The organism is Phytoactinopolyspora halophila (genome assembly GCF_003287285.1).
In the GTDB taxonomy this organism is placed as follows: Bacteria; Actinomycetota; Actinomycetes; order Jiangellales; family Jiangellaceae; genus Phytoactinopolyspora_A; species Phytoactinopolyspora_A halophila.
Genome location: NZ_QMIG01000020.1, coordinates 1 through 17,811 on the forward strand (window position 1 = coordinate 1; position 17,811 = coordinate 17,811).

15 protein-coding genes and 1 pseudogene are annotated in these 17,811 nt (G+C 67.4%); 9 read left to right on the top strand and 7 right to left on the bottom strand.

The window, feature by feature from the left end; translation table 11 throughout:
• Window positions 1-107: 107 nt before the first annotated feature.
• The 3 genes from DPM12_RS16425 to DPM12_RS16435 all read right to left on the bottom strand — a co-directional run bounded on the left by DPM12_RS16425 (window position 108) and on the right by DPM12_RS16435 (window position 2,979).
• On the bottom strand, window positions 108-518 hold the full coding sequence (locus DPM12_RS16425; protein WP_112259432.1) for a cytidine deaminase: 411 nt from the start codon (window positions 516-518) through the stop codon (window positions 108-110).
• Between the two features lie 16 nt (window positions 519-534).
• Window positions 535-2,115, bottom strand: a complete 1,581-nt coding sequence (locus tag DPM12_RS16430; protein ID WP_112259433.1) for an acyl-CoA mutase large subunit family protein — start codon at window positions 2,113-2,115, stop codon at window positions 535-537.
• 258 nt (window positions 2,116-2,373) lie between these two features.
• Window positions 2,374-2,979 (bottom strand): hypothetical protein, encoded by a 606-nt coding sequence (locus DPM12_RS16435; RefSeq protein ID WP_112259434.1) that lies wholly within the window; start codon window positions 2,977-2,979, stop codon window positions 2,374-2,376.
• Between the two features lie 547 nt (window positions 2,980-3,526).
• Between DPM12_RS16435 and guaA the strand changes: the two genes are divergently transcribed.
• Window positions 3,527-5,098, top strand: a complete 1,572-nt coding sequence (gene guaA / locus DPM12_RS16440; protein WP_112259435.1) for a glutamine-hydrolyzing GMP synthase — start codon at window positions 3,527-3,529, stop codon at window positions 5,096-5,098.
• 75 nt (window positions 5,099-5,173) lie between these two features.
• Here guaA and DPM12_RS16445 read toward each other — a convergent pair whose 3' ends face one another.
• Both DPM12_RS16445 and DPM12_RS16450 read right to left on the bottom strand, forming a co-directional pair.
• Window positions 5,174-5,368, bottom strand: coding sequence for a hypothetical protein (locus tag DPM12_RS16445; protein WP_112259436.1), 195 nt, complete (start codon window positions 5,366-5,368; stop codon window positions 5,174-5,176).
• Window positions 5,365-6,930: a PspC domain-containing protein gene (locus tag DPM12_RS16450; protein WP_158542926.1), complete on the bottom strand. Its 1,566-nt coding sequence runs from the start codon at window positions 6,928-6,930 to the stop codon at window positions 5,365-5,367. Before DPM12_RS16450 ends, DPM12_RS16445 begins: the two co-directional genes overlap by 4 nt.
• Before the next feature lie 157 nt (window positions 6,931-7,087).
• On the opposite strand from DPM12_RS16450, the gene DPM12_RS16455 reads away from it, so the two are divergent.
• From DPM12_RS16455 to DPM12_RS16485, 8 genes and pseudogenes are all read left to right on the top strand, one after another.
• Entirely contained in the window at window positions 7,088-8,443 is a 1,356-nt protein-coding gene (locus DPM12_RS16455; protein WP_112259438.1) for an ATP-binding protein, read from the top strand.
• A gap of 40 nt (window positions 8,444-8,483) precedes the next feature.
• A complete protein-coding gene (locus DPM12_RS16460; RefSeq protein ID WP_342778802.1) occupies window positions 8,484-9,170 on the top strand; it encodes a response regulator in 687 nt (228 codons plus the stop codon).
• A gap of 58 nt (window positions 9,171-9,228) precedes the next feature.
• Window positions 9,229-9,375: pseudogene (locus tag DPM12_RS24360) on the top strand (alpha/beta fold hydrolase); the annotation flags it as partial.
• 13 nt (window positions 9,376-9,388) lie between these two features.
• Window positions 9,389-9,616 carry an alpha/beta fold hydrolase gene (locus tag DPM12_RS16465; RefSeq protein ID WP_123788572.1) on the top strand — a complete coding sequence of 76 codons (228 nt, stop codon included), beginning with the start codon at window positions 9,389-9,391 and terminating at the stop codon, window positions 9,614-9,616.
• Between the two features lie 124 nt (window positions 9,617-9,740).
• Window positions 9,741-10,094 (top strand): hypothetical protein, encoded by a 354-nt coding sequence (locus DPM12_RS16470; protein WP_112259441.1) that lies wholly within the window; start codon window positions 9,741-9,743, stop codon window positions 10,092-10,094.
• A 106-nt stretch (window positions 10,095-10,200) separates the two neighbouring features.
• Window positions 10,201-12,570, top strand: a complete 2,370-nt coding sequence (gene pcrA, locus DPM12_RS16475; RefSeq protein WP_112259499.1) for a DNA helicase PcrA — start codon at window positions 10,201-10,203, stop codon at window positions 12,568-12,570.
• Between the two features lie 127 nt (window positions 12,571-12,697).
• Window positions 12,698-14,503, top strand: a complete 1,806-nt coding sequence (locus tag DPM12_RS16480; protein WP_112259442.1) for an ABC transporter ATP-binding protein — start codon at window positions 12,698-12,700, stop codon at window positions 14,501-14,503.
• Window positions 14,500-16,242, top strand: a complete 1,743-nt coding sequence (locus tag DPM12_RS16485; RefSeq protein WP_112259443.1) for an ABC transporter ATP-binding protein — start codon at window positions 14,500-14,502, stop codon at window positions 16,240-16,242. The genes DPM12_RS16480 and DPM12_RS16485 overlap by 4 nt, the downstream gene beginning before the upstream one ends.
• A gap of 90 nt (window positions 16,243-16,332) precedes the next feature.
• Here the strand turns inward: DPM12_RS16485 and DPM12_RS16490 are convergent, their stop codons facing one another.
• Window positions 16,333-17,052 carry a nucleoside triphosphate pyrophosphohydrolase gene (locus tag DPM12_RS16490; protein ID WP_112259444.1) on the bottom strand — a complete coding sequence of 240 codons (720 nt, stop codon included), beginning with the start codon at window positions 17,050-17,052 and terminating at the stop codon, window positions 16,333-16,335.
• The gene (locus DPM12_RS16495) at window positions 17,030-17,692 is read right to left on the bottom strand and encodes a SurA N-terminal domain-containing protein (RefSeq protein WP_164465312.1); all 663 of its coding nucleotides are present in this window, start codon (window positions 17,690-17,692) and stop codon (window positions 17,030-17,032) included. The genes DPM12_RS16490 and DPM12_RS16495 overlap by 23 nt, the downstream gene beginning before the upstream one ends.
• Between the last annotated feature and the right edge of the window lie 119 nt (window positions 17,693-17,811).

The window sequence follows — 17,811 nt, forward strand, 5'->3', positions numbered from 1 at the left end:
GACGCCATCAACGCCCACCTCCACCGCTAAGCATGAACGTTGCAAGCACCGCTTGAGCCCGCCATGTAGTCGCTTAGTGTTCATGATCAGCGGGAGGAGGCGGGGGCTCAGGAAAGTTCGCGGGCGTCGAATGCTTGCGGAAGCACCTGGTCCATGGCAAGCACCCCCTGTGGCGTTTCCACCAGCAACGACGCGCCTCCATGCTCCCAGAGCAGCTGACGGCAACGCCCACACGGCATGGTCGTGGCCCGATCGTCACCGCCGACACAGGTGAACGCGACGAGCTTCCCGCCGCCGGACGCGACCAAGGCCGAGACCAGCCCGCATTCGGCACACAGGGTCAGGCCATAAGACGCGTTCTCGACGTTACAACCGGTCACCACACGCCCGTCGTCGACGAGGGCCGACGCGCCTACCGCGAAGCCGGAGTACGGCGCATACGCCCTCCCCGCCGCCTCGGCCGCAGCCTGCCGCAGCGCCTCCCAGTCGATGGGCTCACGGTCGATGGGTCGGCTCATGGGTACATCGTCGCACTCAGATGGTGGCCGGCGGCTGGTACATGCCCCAGACCTCGCGCAGGGCGCTGCACACCTCACCGACCGTGGCCCGCGCCGCCAGCGCGGCACGCATGGGGTCCATCACGTTCTCCGAGCCCTCGGCCGCCCGGCGCAACGCCGCCAGGGTGCGCTCGACCTCGGCGGCGTCCCGGCTGGAGCGCAGCTTCGCCAAGCGCTCGACCTGCGCCTCTTCAAGCGCCGGATCCACCCGCAACGGCTCGTACGGCTCCTCGTCGTCGGTGTCGTACTTGTTCAGGCCGACGACGACCCGCTCGCCCGAGTCGATCTGCTGTGCCGTGGCATAGGCGGAACGCTCGATCTCGGTCTTCTGAAAACCCTGCTCGATGGCGGCGACGGCGCCGCCCAAATCCTCGACCTGCTGCATCAGGTCCACCGCCGCCTCTTCGAGCTCGTCGGTCATCGACTCGAGTGCGTAGGAGCCCGCAAACGGGTCGACGGTCTTGGTCACGTCCGTCTCGTGCGCGAGCACCTGCTGGGTACGCAACGCCAGGCGAGCGGCCTTCTCCGTGGGCAGCGCGATCGCCTCGTCGTAGGCGTTGGTGTGCAGCGACTGCGTACCTCCGAGCACCGCGGACAATGCCTGCACGGCCACCCGCACCAGGTTGACTTCCGGCTGCTGGGCGGTGAGCTGGACGCCGGCGGTCTGGGTGTGAAAGCGCAGCATCTGCGACTTCGGATTGCGCGCGCCGAACTCGTCGCGCATCATCCGCGCCCAGATGCGCCGCGCGGCCCGGAACTTGGCGACCTCCTCGAGGAACGCGGTCCGGGCGACGAAGAAGAACGACAGGCGGGGCGCGAACTCGTCGACATCGAGGCCCGCCGACAGCGCCGTGCGGACATACTCCCGGGCGTTCGCCAGGGTGAACGCCACCTCCTGGGCGGGCGTGGCACCGGCCTCAGCCATGTGGTAGCCGGAGATGGAGATCATGTTCCAGCGGGGGATCTCCCGGCGGCAGTACGCGAAGACGTCGCTGACGAGCCGTAACGACTCGGCCGGGGGGAAAATGTAGGTGCCGCGCGCGATGTACTCCTTGAGCACGTCGTTCTGGATGGTGCCGGTGAGCTTGTCGCCCGGCACGCCCTGCTCGGCGGCCACCAGCTGGTAGAGCAACAGCAACAACGACGCCGGGGCGTTGATGGTCATCGACGTGGAGACCTTGTCCAGAGGTATGCCGTCAAACAGGACACGCATGTCCTCGATCGAGTCGATGGCCACGCCCACCTTGCCGACCTCGCCGGCGACCAGCGGCGCATCCGAGTCGTATCCCATCTGGGTGGGAAGGTCGAAGGCCACCGACAGACCTCCGGTGCCGGCCTCAACGAGCTGGTGGTAACGCCGGTTGGATTCGGCAGCGGTACCGAAGCCCGCATACTGGCGCATCGTCCAGGCTCGTCCGGTGTACATCGTCGGATACACGCCGCGGGTGAACGGGAACTCGCCAGGATCACCCAATTGCTCGTCAGGATCCCAGCCGTCGAGCGCATTCGGTCCGTAGACCGGCTCCATGGGCAGACCAGACTCCGTTGTCGCGCTCATGTTCGCCTCTATTTCCGAACGGGAACCGCGGCCCTCCGGCGGTCACGCCCCCGCTGTGCCGTCCCGCCGGACCATCACATCGGCGTGTTCACCGGTGACGGACTCCAACCGTAGCTACTCCGCCAGCGTACGACCGTGAAAATGCCCACACCAGGAGATACTTCACACACCATGCACCCCCTACCCGCTGATCATGAACACTAAGCGACTACATAGGTCGCTTAGTGTTCATGATCAGCGGGTAGGGGGAGTGCGAGGTTAGTTCACTTGGTGCGCCGAGGTCTGCTCGTCGGCCTGGACCACGAGGAAACGCTCCCCGCGGCCGATCTTGCGTCCGATGGGTATGTTCTGCCGGCCGTCACCGAGCCTGCCGACGAATATCGGCATCTGATGCAACCGGTGCATCAGATCGAGCCGAAGCATGGTGACAGTGACATCAGCCGACCTTTGCATCATGAGTACAACGCGATTATTCACTTGTTCATACACGGCGCTATTGACAATTCGCGCATCACCTGACGGTGTACTCAGTGATTCCTGGATCTGCGCGACGAGCAATTGAGGTATCGGAGCCAAACCGTCGACGACTTTCAACGACGGATTTTGTGCACGCAACGCGGACACGAGTGCCTCACGCTTTGCGCCCCGCACCGCTCGCCCCAGCGCAACGACATCGACGCTGGAGCCATCGATGCTGTTCCGCGCCCGTTCCAGATCCGTCTCCTGGATCGCTTCCATGCCCAGGTGCTGCAACGATCGACCGAGCTCGTCAAGTACCCGAACCCGCTTCCCGACCAATAGAACTCGTGCGCTTCGTGCCGCTTCCGCTGTCATCGGCATCCCCTGACCGTGCTGCTCCGCCATCCCTTGACAATGATCATGGATGTTCGTCGCATCAGAAGTCACGACCCCATCTCTCATCGTGAGATTTCACACACGAACAATCCAGCCGTCACATTTCTCGTCATCCGATAACGGCAAATAACAATTCCGGTCCTCGCCGGAAGCGGCATCCCTCTCCCTTCCATCACCGGGCTGCAGAACACGAGGCCCGCGGACGGCTCGCGATCTTTCGATCTTGATCATCACAGAGCCTCGGCGACACCGTCCAGCCGGGTCCCACCCCCGCGCAGCCCGGTCCCACATCGGCGGGGAACAGGTGATGGCGCGGGTCGCAGTCCCGCTCCCCGCACAGCCGGGTTCCCACCCCGGCGCGCGGGCCTCACGCGTTCATCAGACGGCACCTCAGCGGCGCGAAGCTGTTCCACCCGGCGCGCGGGCCACGCGCGCACCACTTCCTGCCCGATCTCCTGGCCCGACGGGCAATACTTCAGCCCGCAGACCACCGTCGAGACACCTGCGCGCGGACACCTGCGCGACCGGGTGCACACGAGTTAGGTAGGGTCACAGAGTGGCTGAGAACGAGCACGACACCGTCCTAGTCGTCGACTTCGGCGCCCAGTACGCCCAGCTGATCGCACGGCGGGTACGCGAGGCCAAGGTCTACTCCGAGATCGTCCCGCACACCATGCCGGTGGCGGAGATGCTGGCGAAGAATCCGCGAGCCGTGATTCTGTCCGGAGGACCGGCCAGCGTCTACGCCGACGACGCGCCCGGAGTCGATCCCGCACTGTTCGAGGCGGATATCCCGGCCTTCGGGATCTGCTACGGCTTCCAGGCGATGACCTCGGCGCTCGGCGGCCAGGTCGCACGCACCGGCATGTCGGAGTTCGGCCGCACCCCTCTCGCCGTCACCGAACCCGGCGTCCTGCTGCGCACCATGCCGGACGACGTCGCCGTGTGGATGAGCCACAACGATGCGGTGACCCACGCACCGCCGGGATTCGAGACCCTCGCGGTAAGCGACGGCACGCCCGTCGCGGCCTTCGAGGACACCTCGCGCAAGCTGGCGGGTGTCCAGTGGCATCCAGAGGTGCTGCACACGGAGTACGGCCAGGCGGTACTGGAGCACTTCCTCTTCGATCTCGCCGAGGTTCGCCCCACCTGGACGATGGTCAACATCGTCGACGATGCCGTCGAGACCATCCGGGCCCAAGTCGGCGACAAACAGGTGGTGTGCGGGCTGTCCGGCGGCGTCGACTCCTCGGTAGCGGCCGCCCTCGTGCAGCGCGCCATCGGAGATCAGCTTACCTGTGTCTTCGTCGACCACGGCCTGCTCCGCGAGGGCGAGGCCGAGCAGGTGGAGAAGGACTTCGTCGCCGCCACCGGCGTCGATTTGCACGTCGTCGACGCCGCCGACCGTTTCCTCATCGCGCTGAAGGACGTCGAAGATCCCGAGGAGAAGCGGAAGATCATCGGCCGGGAGTTCATCCGCGCCTTCGACGAAGCCGCACGCGAGATCGTGGCCAGGGCGGGCGCCGAGGGAAGCGAGGTCGAGTATCTCGTGCAGGGCACCCTCTATCCCGACGTCGTCGAGTCGGGTGGTGGCGAGGGCGCCGCGAACATCAAGAGTCACCACAACGTCGGTGGCCTGCCCGAAGATCTCCAGTTCACGCTGGTCGAGCCGCTGCGGTGGCTATTCAAAGACGAGGTGCGTGCCGTGGGCGAGCAACTGGGCATCCCCGCTGACATCGTGTGGCGGCACCCGTTCCCCGGTCCCGGGCTCGCCATCCGGATCATCGGTGCCGTCGAGAAACAGCGGCTGGAGGTGTTGCGCCGCGCCGACGCTATCGCCCGATCCGAGCTGCACGCTGCCGGCCTCGACCGGGAAGTCTGGCAGTTCCCGGTGGTCCTTCTCGCCGACGTGCACTCGGTAGGGGTTCAAGGCGACGGGCGCACCTACGGACATCCGGTCGTCCTGCGTCCGGTCAGCAGCGAAGACGCGATGACGGCCGATTGGTCGCGGCTGCCGTTCGAGCTGCTCGAGAGGATCTCCACCCGGATCACCAACGAGATACCCGAGATCAACCGGGTGGTGCTCGACATCACCAGCAAACCACCCGCCACCATCGAGTGGGAGTGACAGCGGCGAGCACCTCGATACGATCCCGGCACGGCCGGGCGAGCGAGCTGTGCGGCCAGTGAGCGAGGCGGGCGGCTAGCGATCGCGGCGCGCCCGCACGAGTGAGGCACCGATGCCCACGAGCCCGATGGACACCAGCGCGATCGGTCCCGCGATACGGAGCCCGTCAGGCTCCATGGCGCCAGACTCCACCGCGAACCACAGGCCGCACACGCTGAGAAACAGCAGGCCGAAGACGAGGGATGTGACGTCCGTAGCGTGCCGTTTCATCGCGCTGCCTCCTCGTCCTGCAACGGCGAGCTGTCCCCGTCGTCGGTGGCCGGTCCGGCCTCATCCGTGCGCTCGATCTGGATATTGCCGACACTGACATCGAGGTCGAGCTCGATGGTTCCGCCATCGATGCCGGCCGGTCCCTCCGCTATTATCTGCCGCTGCTGCCCGAATCCGCTGTATGCCTCGTCGAAAGCCTGCATGTTGCCGAGGGTCACGTTCCCGTCTACGGCGACGTCGACGTCCTCGGGCACGATGATCTGCATGCTTCCCACGGCAAGGTGCAGTTCGAGATCGACCGTCTGGCCCTCGTCGAGTTCCAGAGCGGAGAGGTCGTAGATCAGCTGCCCGACGGCGTGGTTGACCGGCTCGCCGGGCAAGGCGGCCGGATCTGCTTCGGCAACCATGACATGTCGCCCCATCAGCGTGTCCCAGTTCGCGACGAGGGTTCCGGGGACCAGCGCCACGGTCAGCACGATCCCCCAGCCGATCATCGAACGTGCACGGCCGATCCACGTGCCCACCAGCAATCCGATCGCGATCACGCCCAGCGGCATCACGAGATACAGCGCGCCGGGATCGAGCGCGCCGGACGCATCGAACAATGCCAGCACGCCCACCGACACGAGTGATACGCAAAACGTCAGCCAGCCCAGCGCTGGCCCGGTCCGTTCCGGATCATCACCGGTGTCCGCACCTCTGCCGTCCGGCCCGGCTGAGAACGGCGCCTGCTCCGGCGCCCGGTACACGCCGTCATAGCCCGTGTGACCACCGGGAACGTTCCAGTCCGGACCCTCTGGCCAGCCGCTCGAGTACACCGGCGACTGCGCCCGGGATGTCCAGCTCACCGGCTCGGCCGGGGTCCGCTCGGGTTCGAAGCGTTCGGGTTCAGCACGCCCGGATTCAGCACGCTCCGCTTCGGCACGCTCGGGTTCGGCGCGCTCCGCTTCGGTAGCATCTCGAGCTGCCGTGCCTTCCCACACCCGCTCGGGCGCACGGCCGCCATCCAGCTGGCTGCCGGGTTCGCGCTCGTCGTCCGCCGGACGGTCCGCGCCCGGTATCCACCCCGCGTCGCCGGAACTACGCGCATGCCCAGCGGCACCCGGATCACCCGCCTCACCATGCCGCTTGACCAGCACGTACAGCCCGAATCCGGCGAGGGTCAGCAAGACCAGGCTGCTGAACGACCCGCCGATGATCACTACCGCCGAGATCAAGGTGATCGCTCCCAGGGCGAGCGCGAGCGGCACCGCAGCAGCGTCCCGGACCTCGTCCCGTCCAATCGCCTGTTCGAGAACGGATGCCTGATCCCCCTCGGCGGGAATCAGCAGCCAGGCGAGTGCGTAGATCGCGATACCCACGCCACCGAACACCGCGAGCACGGCGGTGACGATCCGCAAGATCATCGGGTCGATACCCAGTTTGCGGCCGAGACCATCGAGCACGCCCGCTACGACACGATCGTCCCGGCTGCGGCGCAGCGCGCGAAATCCCTCGTCCCGGTCGGGCGGCGTCGTCGCGGTGGCCTCGCTGGCCGAGGCGTCCGGCGGTTGTTCGGTCATATGTCGATCGTGCCCTGTTCGATCGCTTCCAGCCATCAGGGATCCCCCTGATCGCGCCCCGATCGTGCTCGTCACCCACACCTCCTCCGGGGTTCGGGGCTGCGCCTCAGGGTCTTCCCTCATGGCAGAGCAGGCGCACACGTGTGACTATCGAACAATGACCGTTGCACCACGCGCTCCGTCCGCCGACCGGGCGGGTGATGCGGATAGCTCGGAGCGTAGCCGTGAACACCGGGATCGCGAGCCCGAACCACCCAGGTTTGCCCGCGGCTCCGATGGCCGGCTCATCGGGGGTGTCGCCAGTGGCCTCGCCACCTACTTCGGCATCCAGCCACTCACGGTGCGCATCGCGTTCTGCGTTCTCAGCGGGATCTCGGGGTTCGGTGTCGTGCTCTACGCGGCATTGTGGATCTTCACACCGTCCGCCGACGACGTGGCACGCCAGGAGGAGAACGCGTCGCCAGCCGGCATCGCCGCCGCATCCCGAGCGGGCAGGCGCTGGCGATCCGCCGGTCACCCGCTGTCCGCCCGCCGCGGAGACCTCGGCCAGCTCGCCGCCATTCTCCTTCTCGGGCTCGGAGCGTTTCTCATCCTCGGGCAGACACCGCTCGGGCTCCGGGCGGAGGTCGCCTTCCCACTCCTGCTCACCGCAGTCGGCCTGGCGCTGGTCTGGCGTGGTATCGAGCACGATGAACGCCGCGCGACAGCCCACCCGGAGCGCGCACCGTGGCTCACGGCCATCACCGAAGGGGGAGGCTGGCTCGCGGTACTCCGGCTCGGTGCGGGAGTCGTCATCGTGGTCCTCGGCGTCGGCGTGTTCCTTATGGGCCAGGGCCAGCTCGCAGCGATGCTCGACGCGCTGGCCGGGATCGTGGTCCTGCTCGTCGGCCTCGGGCTGATCATCGGGCCCTGGTTGTGGAAACTGTGGCGTACCGCTGACGCCGAGCGGCGGGAACGGATCGTCTCCCAGGAACGCGCCGACATGGCGGCGCACCTGCACGACTCGGTGCTCCAGACACTCGCCTTGATCCAGAAACAGGCACACGATCCCCGCGCCGTCGTCAGCCTGGCCCGGCGGCAAGAACGCGATCTGCGCTCCTGGCTGTACGGCGACCAGAGCGGCGACGAGGAATCCTCCCTGGCCGCTGCACTCTCCACGACCGGCACGGAAGTCGAGGAGGACTTCGGCGTGCCGGTCGAGGTGGTCACCGTTGGCGATGCCCCTTTGGACGACCTTGGGCGAGCGATCATTCAGGCCGCGCGGGAAGCCGCCGTCAACGCGGCCAAGCATTCCGGCGCGCAGAAGATCGATATCTACCTCGAAGCCACCGAGGACGGCATCGACGTGTTCGTCCGCGATCGGGGAAGCGGATTCGACCCGGAGCAGATACCCGACGACCGCCTGGGCGTACGACATTCGATCATCGATCGGATGCGTCGCCACGGGGGCTCCGCGCAGATCCGTTCCGAGCCCGACGTCGGAACCGAAGTCAGGCTGACCACGATGCCGTAATGTGACGAGGAGCGTTACTGTGACCGAAGACGGAGGCAACGTGACCGAACCGAACAGCCGCGAGAGCGAACGCCAGCGTGCCGAGCCCGTCCGGGTGGCTCTGGTGGACGACCACGCGATGTTCCGCACGGGCGTGCGCGCCGAGCTCGCCCAGAATTCGGATCGGGTCCACGTCGTCGGCGAGGCCGCCGACACCGCCGAGGCGATCCGGGTCGTTGCCGAACTTCAGCCCGAAGTGGTGTTGCTCGACGTGCACCTGCCGGGTGGCGGCGGTGTCGAGGTGCTTCACCAGCTGCACTCGCGCGTTCCCGACGTCAAGTTCCTCGCGCTCTCCGTCTCGGACGCCGCCGAAGACGTCATCGGCACGATCCGTGCCGGGGCCCGGGGATACGTCACGAAGACGATCACCGGTGACGACCTGGTCGACGCGATCGTCCGCGTCGCCGACGGCGATGCCGTGTTCTCGCCTCGTCTCGCCGGCTTCGTGCTCGACGCCTTCGCCGGTTCGCCGGCACCCACGGTGGACGATGATCTGGATGCCCTGACCCAGCGCGAGCGCGAGGTACTGCGGCTCATCGCACGCGGCTACGCCTACAAGGAAATCGCCAGGGAGCTGTTCATCTCCGTCAAGACCGTGGAGACTCACGTGTCTGCGGTGCTGCGCAAGCTACAGCTCTCCAACCGCTACGAGCTGACCCGGTGGGCAACCGATCGCCGGTTGATCTAGCAGCGCCACGGCGGCCCGTCCTCAGGGGGCGCTTTCCCCGGTTGACGACTTTCTCGACACGGTGAACGCGCTCGGTATCGAACGATGCCACGTGGTAGGTGCCTCGTTCGGTGCTGGCGTAGCCGTCGAGGTCGCGCTGACACGGCCAGAGCTCGTGGACTCGTTGCTGCTCAGCGGGCCGGGTGGATCACTCATCGACGAGCCGACACCTGAACTACGTGCGTTCGCTCGATCGGCTTGCCGAAATCCGAGCACGCACCCTGGTCCTGGTAGGCGCACTCGATCTTCAGGCGATCCACGACGCGGCGCGGCGGGTGGCCGACGGGATCGACGGCGCGCGTCATGTCGTCTGGCCAGGTGTCGCCCACCTGCCGTCGATGGAACGCCCCGACGACTTTCTCGAACTGCTGCGTGATTGGCTCGCCCCTCGTTCGCAGCCCACATGATCGTCGCCGAACGTGCACATGCCCATGTAGGCAATCGTTGATGATCAGCAAAGGGCGAGGGATGCGAGACCGATACGACGATGTGTAGTAGCGTGCTCCCTGACCCCGTACCGAAAGGATGACGATGGAGTTCCTCTACAACATCGTGGTCGCCCTGCACTTCCTCGGCCTCGCCAGCCTCATCGGCGGCGCGCTCGTCCAGATGAAGGCACGGGGCGAGCGCCAGATCAATCGCGCGATCATCCACGGTGCATTGGTCCAGGTGCTGACCGGCCTGATCCTCGTCGGGATGCAGGAGATGGTCGACTCCTTGGACCGGGATCCCAACCACGCCAAGGTTGGTGTGAAGCTCCTGGTGGCACTGGTCATCGCCGTCGTCGCGCTGATCAACGAGAAGCGCCCGACCATTCCGGACGGCGTCTACTTCACCGTGTTCGGGCTGGCCGTGGCCAACGTGCTCGTCGCCGTCTTCTGGTGAGCTCAGCCGGGGTTATGATCGCGGCGATTCCGTCTCGGACTCGCCCGGCGCGCAGGGCCAGATGGAATCGTCGTTGTCGGTCACGGAACATAGGCTAGAGGACACGATGAGCGCACCGACCGAACAGACCACACTGTCCCCGGCCACGTCCGCTTCACCTGAGACGAGTTCCCACTCCGGCACGGGAGAGGACCGCGAGGAGCGCCGGCGCACGGACGCCGCGTCCATCCTCGAAGGGCTCAACGCTCAGCAACGCGAGGCTGTCACGCACGAGGGCCCGCCGCTGCTCATCGTCGCGGGAGCCGGATCCGGCAAGACCCGGGTCCTTACCCGCCGGATCGCCTACCTCCTGGCCGAACGCGACGTTCATCCCGGCTCCATCCTCGCCATCACCTTCACCAACAAGGCGGCCGGCGAGATGAAAGACCGGGTCACCGAGCTGGTCGGGCGCCGCGCCGGCATCATGTGGGTGTCGACGTTCCATTCCGCGTGCGTACGTATCTTGCGCCGGGAGGCGAAGCGCCTCGGCTTCTCGTCGTCGTTCTCCATCTACGACCAAGCCGACTCGCAGCGGCTCATGACCCTCGTTTGCCGGGACCTGGAGCTCGATCCACGCCGTTACCCGCCGCGCGCCTTCAGCGCGGCGGTCAGCAACTACAAGAACGAGCTCATCGATCACGAGACCGCGGCCGAACAGGCATCCAGCCATTACGAACGCCAGGTCGCGGAGGCCTATGCCCTCTATCAGCAGCGGCTGGCCAGCGCCAACGCGTTCGACTTCGACGATCTCATCATGACCACGGTCAACCTCCTGCAGGCCTTCCCCGAGGTCGCCGAACACTACCGCCGCCGGTTCCGGCACATCCTGGTAGACGAGTACCAGGACACGAACCATGCCCAGTACGTACTGATCCGCGAGCTCGTGGGCGCGCCGGGTGCCACCGCACCCGCATCCGGTGCCGGCTCGGATGCTGGCGCGGCTGCCGGCTCCGTCGGCCCGGCCTCTGTCGGCCCGGCCGAGCTGTGCGTCGTCGGCGATGCCGACCAGTCGATCTACGCGTTCCGTGGCGCCACGATCCGCAACATCGAGGAGTTCGAGAAGGACTTCCCCAACGCCCAGGTCGTGCTCCTGGAGCAGAACTACCGCTCCACGCAGACAATCCTGTCCGCGGCGAACACCATGATCTCGCACAACTCGGGCCGCAAGCCGAAGCGGCTGTGGAGCGACGGCGGTGACGGCGAGAAGATCGTGGGCTACGTCGCCGACGACGAACATGCCGAGGCGCAATTCATCGCCGAGGAGATCGATCGACTGTCCGATGAAGGGCTGGCCACTCCCGGAGACGTCGCCGTCTTCTATCGCACCAACGCCCAGTCACGGTCCATGGAGGAAGTCCTCATCCGGGTCGGGTTGCCCTACCGGGTGGTCGGCGGCGTGCGGTTCTACGAGCGGCGCGAGATCAAGGACGCGCTCGCCTACCTCCGCTTCCTCGCCAACCCGGAAGACACCGTGTCCCTGCGGCGCATCCTGAACGTTCCCAAACGCGGGATCGGCGAGCGAGCCGAGGCGATGATCGACGCGTTGGCGCAACGTGAGCGCATCACCTTCTGGCAGGCGCTGCGCCAGGCCAGGGACGCTCCAGGGATCGCCACCCGCTCGGTGAAGGCGATCGAGAACTTCGTGTCCCTCGCCGACGAGCTCCGCGAACTCGCCGCGGAGGCGGACCCGGCCACCACCCTCGAAACCGTGCTCGAACGTACCGGCTACCTCGCCGAACTCAGCGAGTCCGACGATCCGCAAGACGAGACTCGGGCGGAGAACCTGCGCGAGCTGATCGCCGTGGCCACCGAGTATGACGCCGAGGCGACCGACGAGGCGGTCGACACGCTCACCGGCTTCCTCGAACGGGTCAGCCTGGTGGCCGATGCCGACGACATCCCCGAAGGCGAAGACCACGACGGCGTCGTCACGCTGATGACCCTGCACACCGCCAAGGGCCTCGAATTTCCGGTAGTCTTCCTCACCGGCCTGGAAGACGGCGTCTTTCCCCACCAGCGCTCGCTCGGCGAGCAGCGCGAACTCGAAGAGGAACGCCGCCTGGCCTACGTCGGCATCACCCGGGCTCGCGAGCGTCTCTACCTCTCCCGTGCCATCGTTCGCAGCGCATGGGGAACTCCCAGCCACAATCCCGCGTCCCGGTTCCTGCTCGAACTTCCCGACGAGCTCATCGACTGGCGACGCACCGAGGAAGACCAGGCACGCTGGACGCGCCCCGCGCCCACCCGCGGCGCCGCGTCCACGAGCCGTCCGATGCCCGCGCTCACCACTGGAGATCGGGTGAACCACGACGCGTTCGGGCTCGGCAAGGTCGTGGCCACGGCGGGCAGCGGGGATCAAGCACAGGTCACCGTCGACTTCGGCGCGGAGGGCCTCAAGACGCTGATGCTGCGCTACGCACCCATCGCCAAGTTGTGACCCCCCCTTTTTTCGATGATCATGAACACTTACCTGGCCATATGGCCAGGTAAGTGTTCATGATCATCGAAAAAAGGGGGGAAAAATTCGCGTGCGACGCTGCGTTATCGGTCCGTAACGTAAGACCGTGCGCACGTTGCCCTATGCCGATCCGGGCCAGCCCGATCTCCGCTCGCCGTCGCGGTTCCTCCTCTGGATCGCGCGCGGCCAGATCGGTGTGATCACGCTCGCCACCGTCTACGGCATGATCTGGATGGTGGCGCAAGCCCTCATCCCGTGGGCCATCGGTCGCGGGGTCGACGGCATCGCCGCCGACGACACCGGCTCGGCCGTCCGCTGGGCTCTCGTCATCGCCGGGCTCGGCGCCGTCCAGGCGCTGGTCGGAGCGGTACGCCACCGTGTGGCCGTGGCCAATTGGTTGTACGCGGCGTTTCGCACCATGCAGGTCGTGACCCGGCACACCGCGCGTACCGGCCCGGCCGTGCCCAACGCGATGCCCACGGGCGAGGTCGTCGCGACCGCGTCCAGCGACGCGCCGCACATCGGCCACACCTTCGAGGTGGTCTCCCGGTTCGCCGGTTCGATCGCCTCCTACATCGTGGTGTCCGGCATCGTCCTCGGCATCTCTCCACCCCTCGGCCTGATCGTGCTCATCGGTGTGCCGGTGCTGGTGGCCGCGACCTCGCCCCTGATCCGCCCGCTGCAGAACCGCCAGCGCCAGCAACGCGAGGCGCTGGGCCACCTCACCGCGCTGGGAGCGGACACGGTGGCCGGGCTTCGCGTGCTGCGCGGCATCGGTGGTGAACAGGTCTTCCTCGGCCGATACGCGCAACGCTCGGAACGGGTGCGAGCCGCGGGCAACCGGCTCGCCGGCACCCACGCGCTGCTCGACGCCACGCTGGTGCTGCTGCCGGGAATCTTCCTCGTCGCGCTCACCTGGGTCGGCGCACGCCTCGTGCTCAGCGGGACGATCCTTCCCGGTGCACTCGTCGCCATGTACGGATTCGCGTTCTTCCTTGTGATTCCGGTACGGACGGCCGGCGAGATGGCTTTCGCCACGGCCCGCGCACTCGTGGCATCACGACGCGTGATCGCCGTGTTGACGGTCGATCGCGACGTCCACGACGTTCCCGATGCCCCGCCACCAGCCAGCACCAACAGCGACAGCGACGCTGCCGCTCCCGGCGAGCCGCGAACGAACGGAAAACCGAACGCAGGACTCCCGGCTGATGACCTCGAACCCGACGGCGCACCCAGGGGCATGCTCGTGGACACCGTCACCGGCCTGCGGGTCGAACCCGGGACGCTCACGATGCTGGTGGCCGACGACCCCGCTGTCACCGCCGCCGTGGCCGACCGGCTCGGCCGGCTCGTGCCCGGCACCGGCGTCGAGCTCGGCGGCTCTCCCCTCGATCACCTTCCCCTCACCGAGGTTCGCCGTCGCATCGTCGTCGGCGACCCCGAACCCGCGTTGTTCACCGGCACGTTGCGGTCCAACCTCGACCCGCACGAGTGCCACGACGACGAATCCCTTCGTCACGTCATGACGGTGACGTCCGGCGAGGACATCCTGGAGACGCTACGCGAGGGTTTCGACTCGCCGGTCGAGGAACGCGGCCGTTCCCTGTCCGGTGGGCAACGCCAACGCGTGGCACTGGCGCGAGTCCTGCTGACAGACCCGGAGATCTTGATTCTCGTCGAGCCCACCAGCGCCGTCGACGCCCACACCGAGGTCGCCATCGCCGAACGGCTCGCCACCATGCGAGCGGGCAAGACCACGGTCATCGCCACCGCGAGCCCGCTAGTGCTCGCGCATGCCGACACCGTCGTCTGGCTCGCTGCCGGCCGCGTCGCCGCCACCGGAACGCATCACGAGCTTCTCGACATCCCCGGCTACCGCTACACCGTGACCCGAGAGGAGGAGATGGCATGAAGCTACCCGTCGCCTCTCCGGGTGAGGTGCGGGCCGAAGCCGGCGAGCTTTTCCAGCAGCACCGCGGGCCGCTGAGCCTCGCGCTCTCCCTGCACGTCATCGCGGCCGCGCTGGGGCTGGCCGGGCCGTTCCTGCTCGGCACGATGGTCGACGCGGTGGCCAACGGCACCAGCACCACCCGGATCGATGTTCTCGCCGCCACGCTCGCCGCGTGCATCCTCGCCCAGGCGCTGTTCACCCGCGCGGCGGTCCGCCGCTCGCTCGTGCTGGGCGAGAAGGTCTTCGCCGAGCTGCGTGAGACGTTCATCGCCCGCATTCTCCGGTTGCCGCTGTCCACCGTGGAACGCGCTGGTACCGGCGACCTCATCGCCCGGACCACGGGGGATATCGATGCACTGGCACGGACCGTGCGGTTCGCCGTGCCGGAGATCCTCATCGCGATCGTCACCACGGTGCTGACCCTGGCGGCCGCGATCCTGACCGGTCCGTTTGTCGCGGCGGGAGCCATCGTGGGCGGGCCGCTGCTCTACGCCGGTACCCGGTGGTATCTCAACCGAGCCCGGCAGGGTTACCTGTGGGAACGCGCCGCATACGCGACGCTGGATGGCACCGTGACCGAGACGGTCGACGCGGCACGCACGATCGAGAACCTGGGGCTTGCCGGCGTCCGGGTCCGGCGCACCGAATCCGACCTGGCGGAGGCATACGCCACCGAGCGCCGCACCCTGTTCCTGCGCAGTGTCTGGTTCCCGACGGCAGAGTTGTCCTATGTGCTGCCCGTGGCGGCCACGCTGGCCTGGGGTGCTTGGCTCGCCTCTGCCGGGTGGGCCACCGTCGGGCAGGTCGCTGCGGTCGTGCTGTACATGGTGCAGATCGTGGATCCCGTCGACCGGCTCGTGTCCTGGCTCGACGAGCTTCAGGTGGGCACGTCGTCGCTCGCCCGCGTGGTCGGAGTGGCCAAGGTACCCGACGACCGCGAGCCCACCGGAGCCGCTCCGGATGGGGAGGATATCCACGCCGACGATGTGCGCTACGCCTATGTCGACGGCCAGGACGTCCTGCACGGTGTGTCGCTCGAGCTGCGGCCAGGCGAGCGGTTGGCCATGGTGGGTCCATCTGGCGCGGGCAAGTCGACGCTGGGCCGGCTGCTGGCCGGAATCCACCCCACGCGGGCCGGGCGGGTCGCGGTGGGCGGCGTCGAGCTGGTGGCGCTGGAACTCGACCAGCTCCGCCGCGAGGTGGTGCTGGTCACCCAAGAACACCACGTGTTCGTCGGCACGCTACGCGACAACCTCGCCCTCGCCGCCCCGTCGGCCAGCGACGACGAGTTACGGCAGGCGCTCGACGCGGTGGACGCGCGGGAGTGGGCCGACGCGCTACCCGACGGCCTCGACACGGTGGTGGGCTCCGGTGGTCACTCCGTGGGCCCGGCCCGGGCACAGCAGATCGCGCTGGCCCGGATCGTGCTCGCTGACCCGCACACGCTGGTGCTGGACGAGGCGACGTCGCTGCTGGATCCGCGCGCGGCGCGGCACCTGGAACGCTCACTCTCCGCCGTCCTGCACGGGCGGACCGTCGTCGCCATCGCACACCGGCTGCACACCGCGCACGACGCCGATCGCGTCGGCGTCGTGGAGGAGGGCCGGATCAGCGAGCTCGGCAGCCACCACGAACTCGTCGAGCACGGCGGTGCCTACGCCAAGCTGTGGGAGTCCTGGCACGGCCGTTCCCCCACCTGATCAGAGGATAACGAACCGACATTGTCGAGGTCATAGTCTCGACGATGTCGGTTCTTTATCGCCGGCCAGCGGACCCTTCTGCTCGCGGCCCTACGGCTGCCGGGAGGCGGGAGTGGACGCTGACTCCGCCTCGCGCACCCTGTCGATGTGGCGGCGCGTCGCATCACGGAGCGCCTGCTCGGGATCGATACCCTGCTGGCGCGCGGCGTTCACCACGCCCATCAGGTGATCGCCCACGTCCTCGGCGCAGGTCAGCTCGGGCACGGTCGATTCCGGCACCGCGACGTCCAGCTCCGACCGCTCCACCCGGTTCAGCACCTTGGTGGCCAGGGAGAGCGCCGGCTGCGCCAGAGGGACGCCGTCAACCGCCGACGACCGCTGTTTCTCGGCACGCTTCATCGCTTCCCAGCGGCCCTCGACGTGAGCGGCGGTGGGAGCGTCGGCGTCGCCGAACACGTGCGGGTGGCGCCGGACGAGTTTCTCGGCGATGCCGGCGGCGACATCGTCGATGGACCACGGATCGTCCGCGCGCTCCTCGGCGATCCGGGCATGGAACAGGACCTGCAACAGCAGGTCACCAAGCTCTTCTCGAAGGTCCGTGTCGCTACCGGCTTCGATCGCCTCGAGCGTTTCGTACGCCTCTTCGAGCAGGTAGGTGGCCAGGCTTCGATGCGTCTGCTCCGCATCCCACGGGCACCCGCCCGGCGAGCGGAGCCGGTCCATCACGCGGACCAGATCGAGCAGGCGCTCTCCGGTCGGCGCCTCACTCGTCCCCGGCCGGCCCGGGTCACTGCTCGACAGGGAGCTCATTCTCGCCCGCCGGCTCTTCTTCGAACGGCTTCGAGACCGACCCGCTCTCGGGGACGAACCCCTGCTCCGCCGTCCACTCCCCGTACCTGGGGTTGATCTCGATGTCCTTCTCCGCGACAGCAGACTGGAGCATTTCCTGCGCCGCTTGCTGACCGCCCTCGGCAGACGTGATCTCTTGCGAGATGAGCGCCGTACGGGCCTCCGTGCGCAGCAGCTCCTCGGTGAACGACTGCTCGGCGAGGAACGCGGTCATGTCACCGTCGGGAAACTGCTCGGCGAACTGCTCCAGAAAATCGTCGACATCGGCCTCGGTGATCTCGATACCCGACTCCGCCGCCAGATCCTCGTACAACCGGTTGATCACCCAGCGGCTCAAGAGCTCTTGCTGGATCTCCGCGGTGTCGTCACCGGCCCCGAGCGGCTGAAGTGGCAGGTCGTGTTCCTCGATCGCGGCGTTGCGCACCTCGATCACCTCGTCGACCTGCTCCTGCAGGCCGGAGACGCTGAGACGTTCACCGTCAACCGTGGCCGCGGCACCGACCTGCGCGGGGTCGCACGCGGCGAGCGCAGCGACGACCGCCGCGACGGCTGGCACGACAAGGAACCGGCAAGACTGGCGAGACCAGCGGGAGTTCGACACTGCTTTCCTCTTCGTCATCATCGTCAAGGTCGTCCATCGACGTCGGACCACCGTGCATCTTACCTATCCGGGCTCACTCGGGCTCGGGTGCCATCCCCGCTTCCCGTGGCGCTTCCGGC

Bases quoted from the DNA above. Each gene is read 5' to 3' on its own strand.
- DPM12_RS16425 (WP_112259432.1), bottom strand. From the start codon at position 518: ATGAGCCGACCCATCGACCGTGAGCCCATCGACTGGGAGGCGCTGCGG.
- DPM12_RS16430 (WP_112259433.1), bottom strand. From the start codon at position 2,115: ATGAGCGCGACAACGGAGTCTGGTCTGCCCATGGAGCCGGTCTACGGA.
- DPM12_RS16435 (WP_112259434.1), bottom strand. From the start codon at position 2,979: ATGGCGGAGCAGCACGGTCAGGGGATGCCGATGACAGCGGAAGCGGCA.
- DPM12_RS16445 (WP_112259436.1), bottom strand. From the start codon at position 5,368: ATGAAACGGCACGCTACGGACGTCACATCCCTCGTCTTCGGCCTGCTG.
- DPM12_RS16450 (WP_158542926.1), bottom strand. From the start codon at position 6,930: ATGACCGAACAACCGCCGGACGCCTCGGCCAGCGAGGCCACCGCGACG.
- DPM12_RS16455 (WP_112259438.1), top strand. From the start codon at position 7,088: ATGACCGTTGCACCACGCGCTCCGTCCGCCGACCGGGCGGGTGATGCG.
- DPM12_RS16470 (WP_112259441.1), top strand. From the start codon at position 9,741: ATGGAGTTCCTCTACAACATCGTGGTCGCCCTGCACTTCCTCGGCCTC.
- pcrA (WP_112259499.1), top strand. From the start codon at position 10,201: ATGAGCGCACCGACCGAACAGACCACACTGTCCCCGGCCACGTCCGCT.
- DPM12_RS16485 (WP_112259443.1), top strand. From the start codon at position 14,500: ATGAAGCTACCCGTCGCCTCTCCGGGTGAGGTGCGGGCCGAAGCCGGC.
- DPM12_RS16490 (WP_112259444.1), bottom strand. From the start codon at position 17,052: ATGAGCTCCCTGTCGAGCAGTGACCCGGGCCGGCCGGGGACGAGTGAG.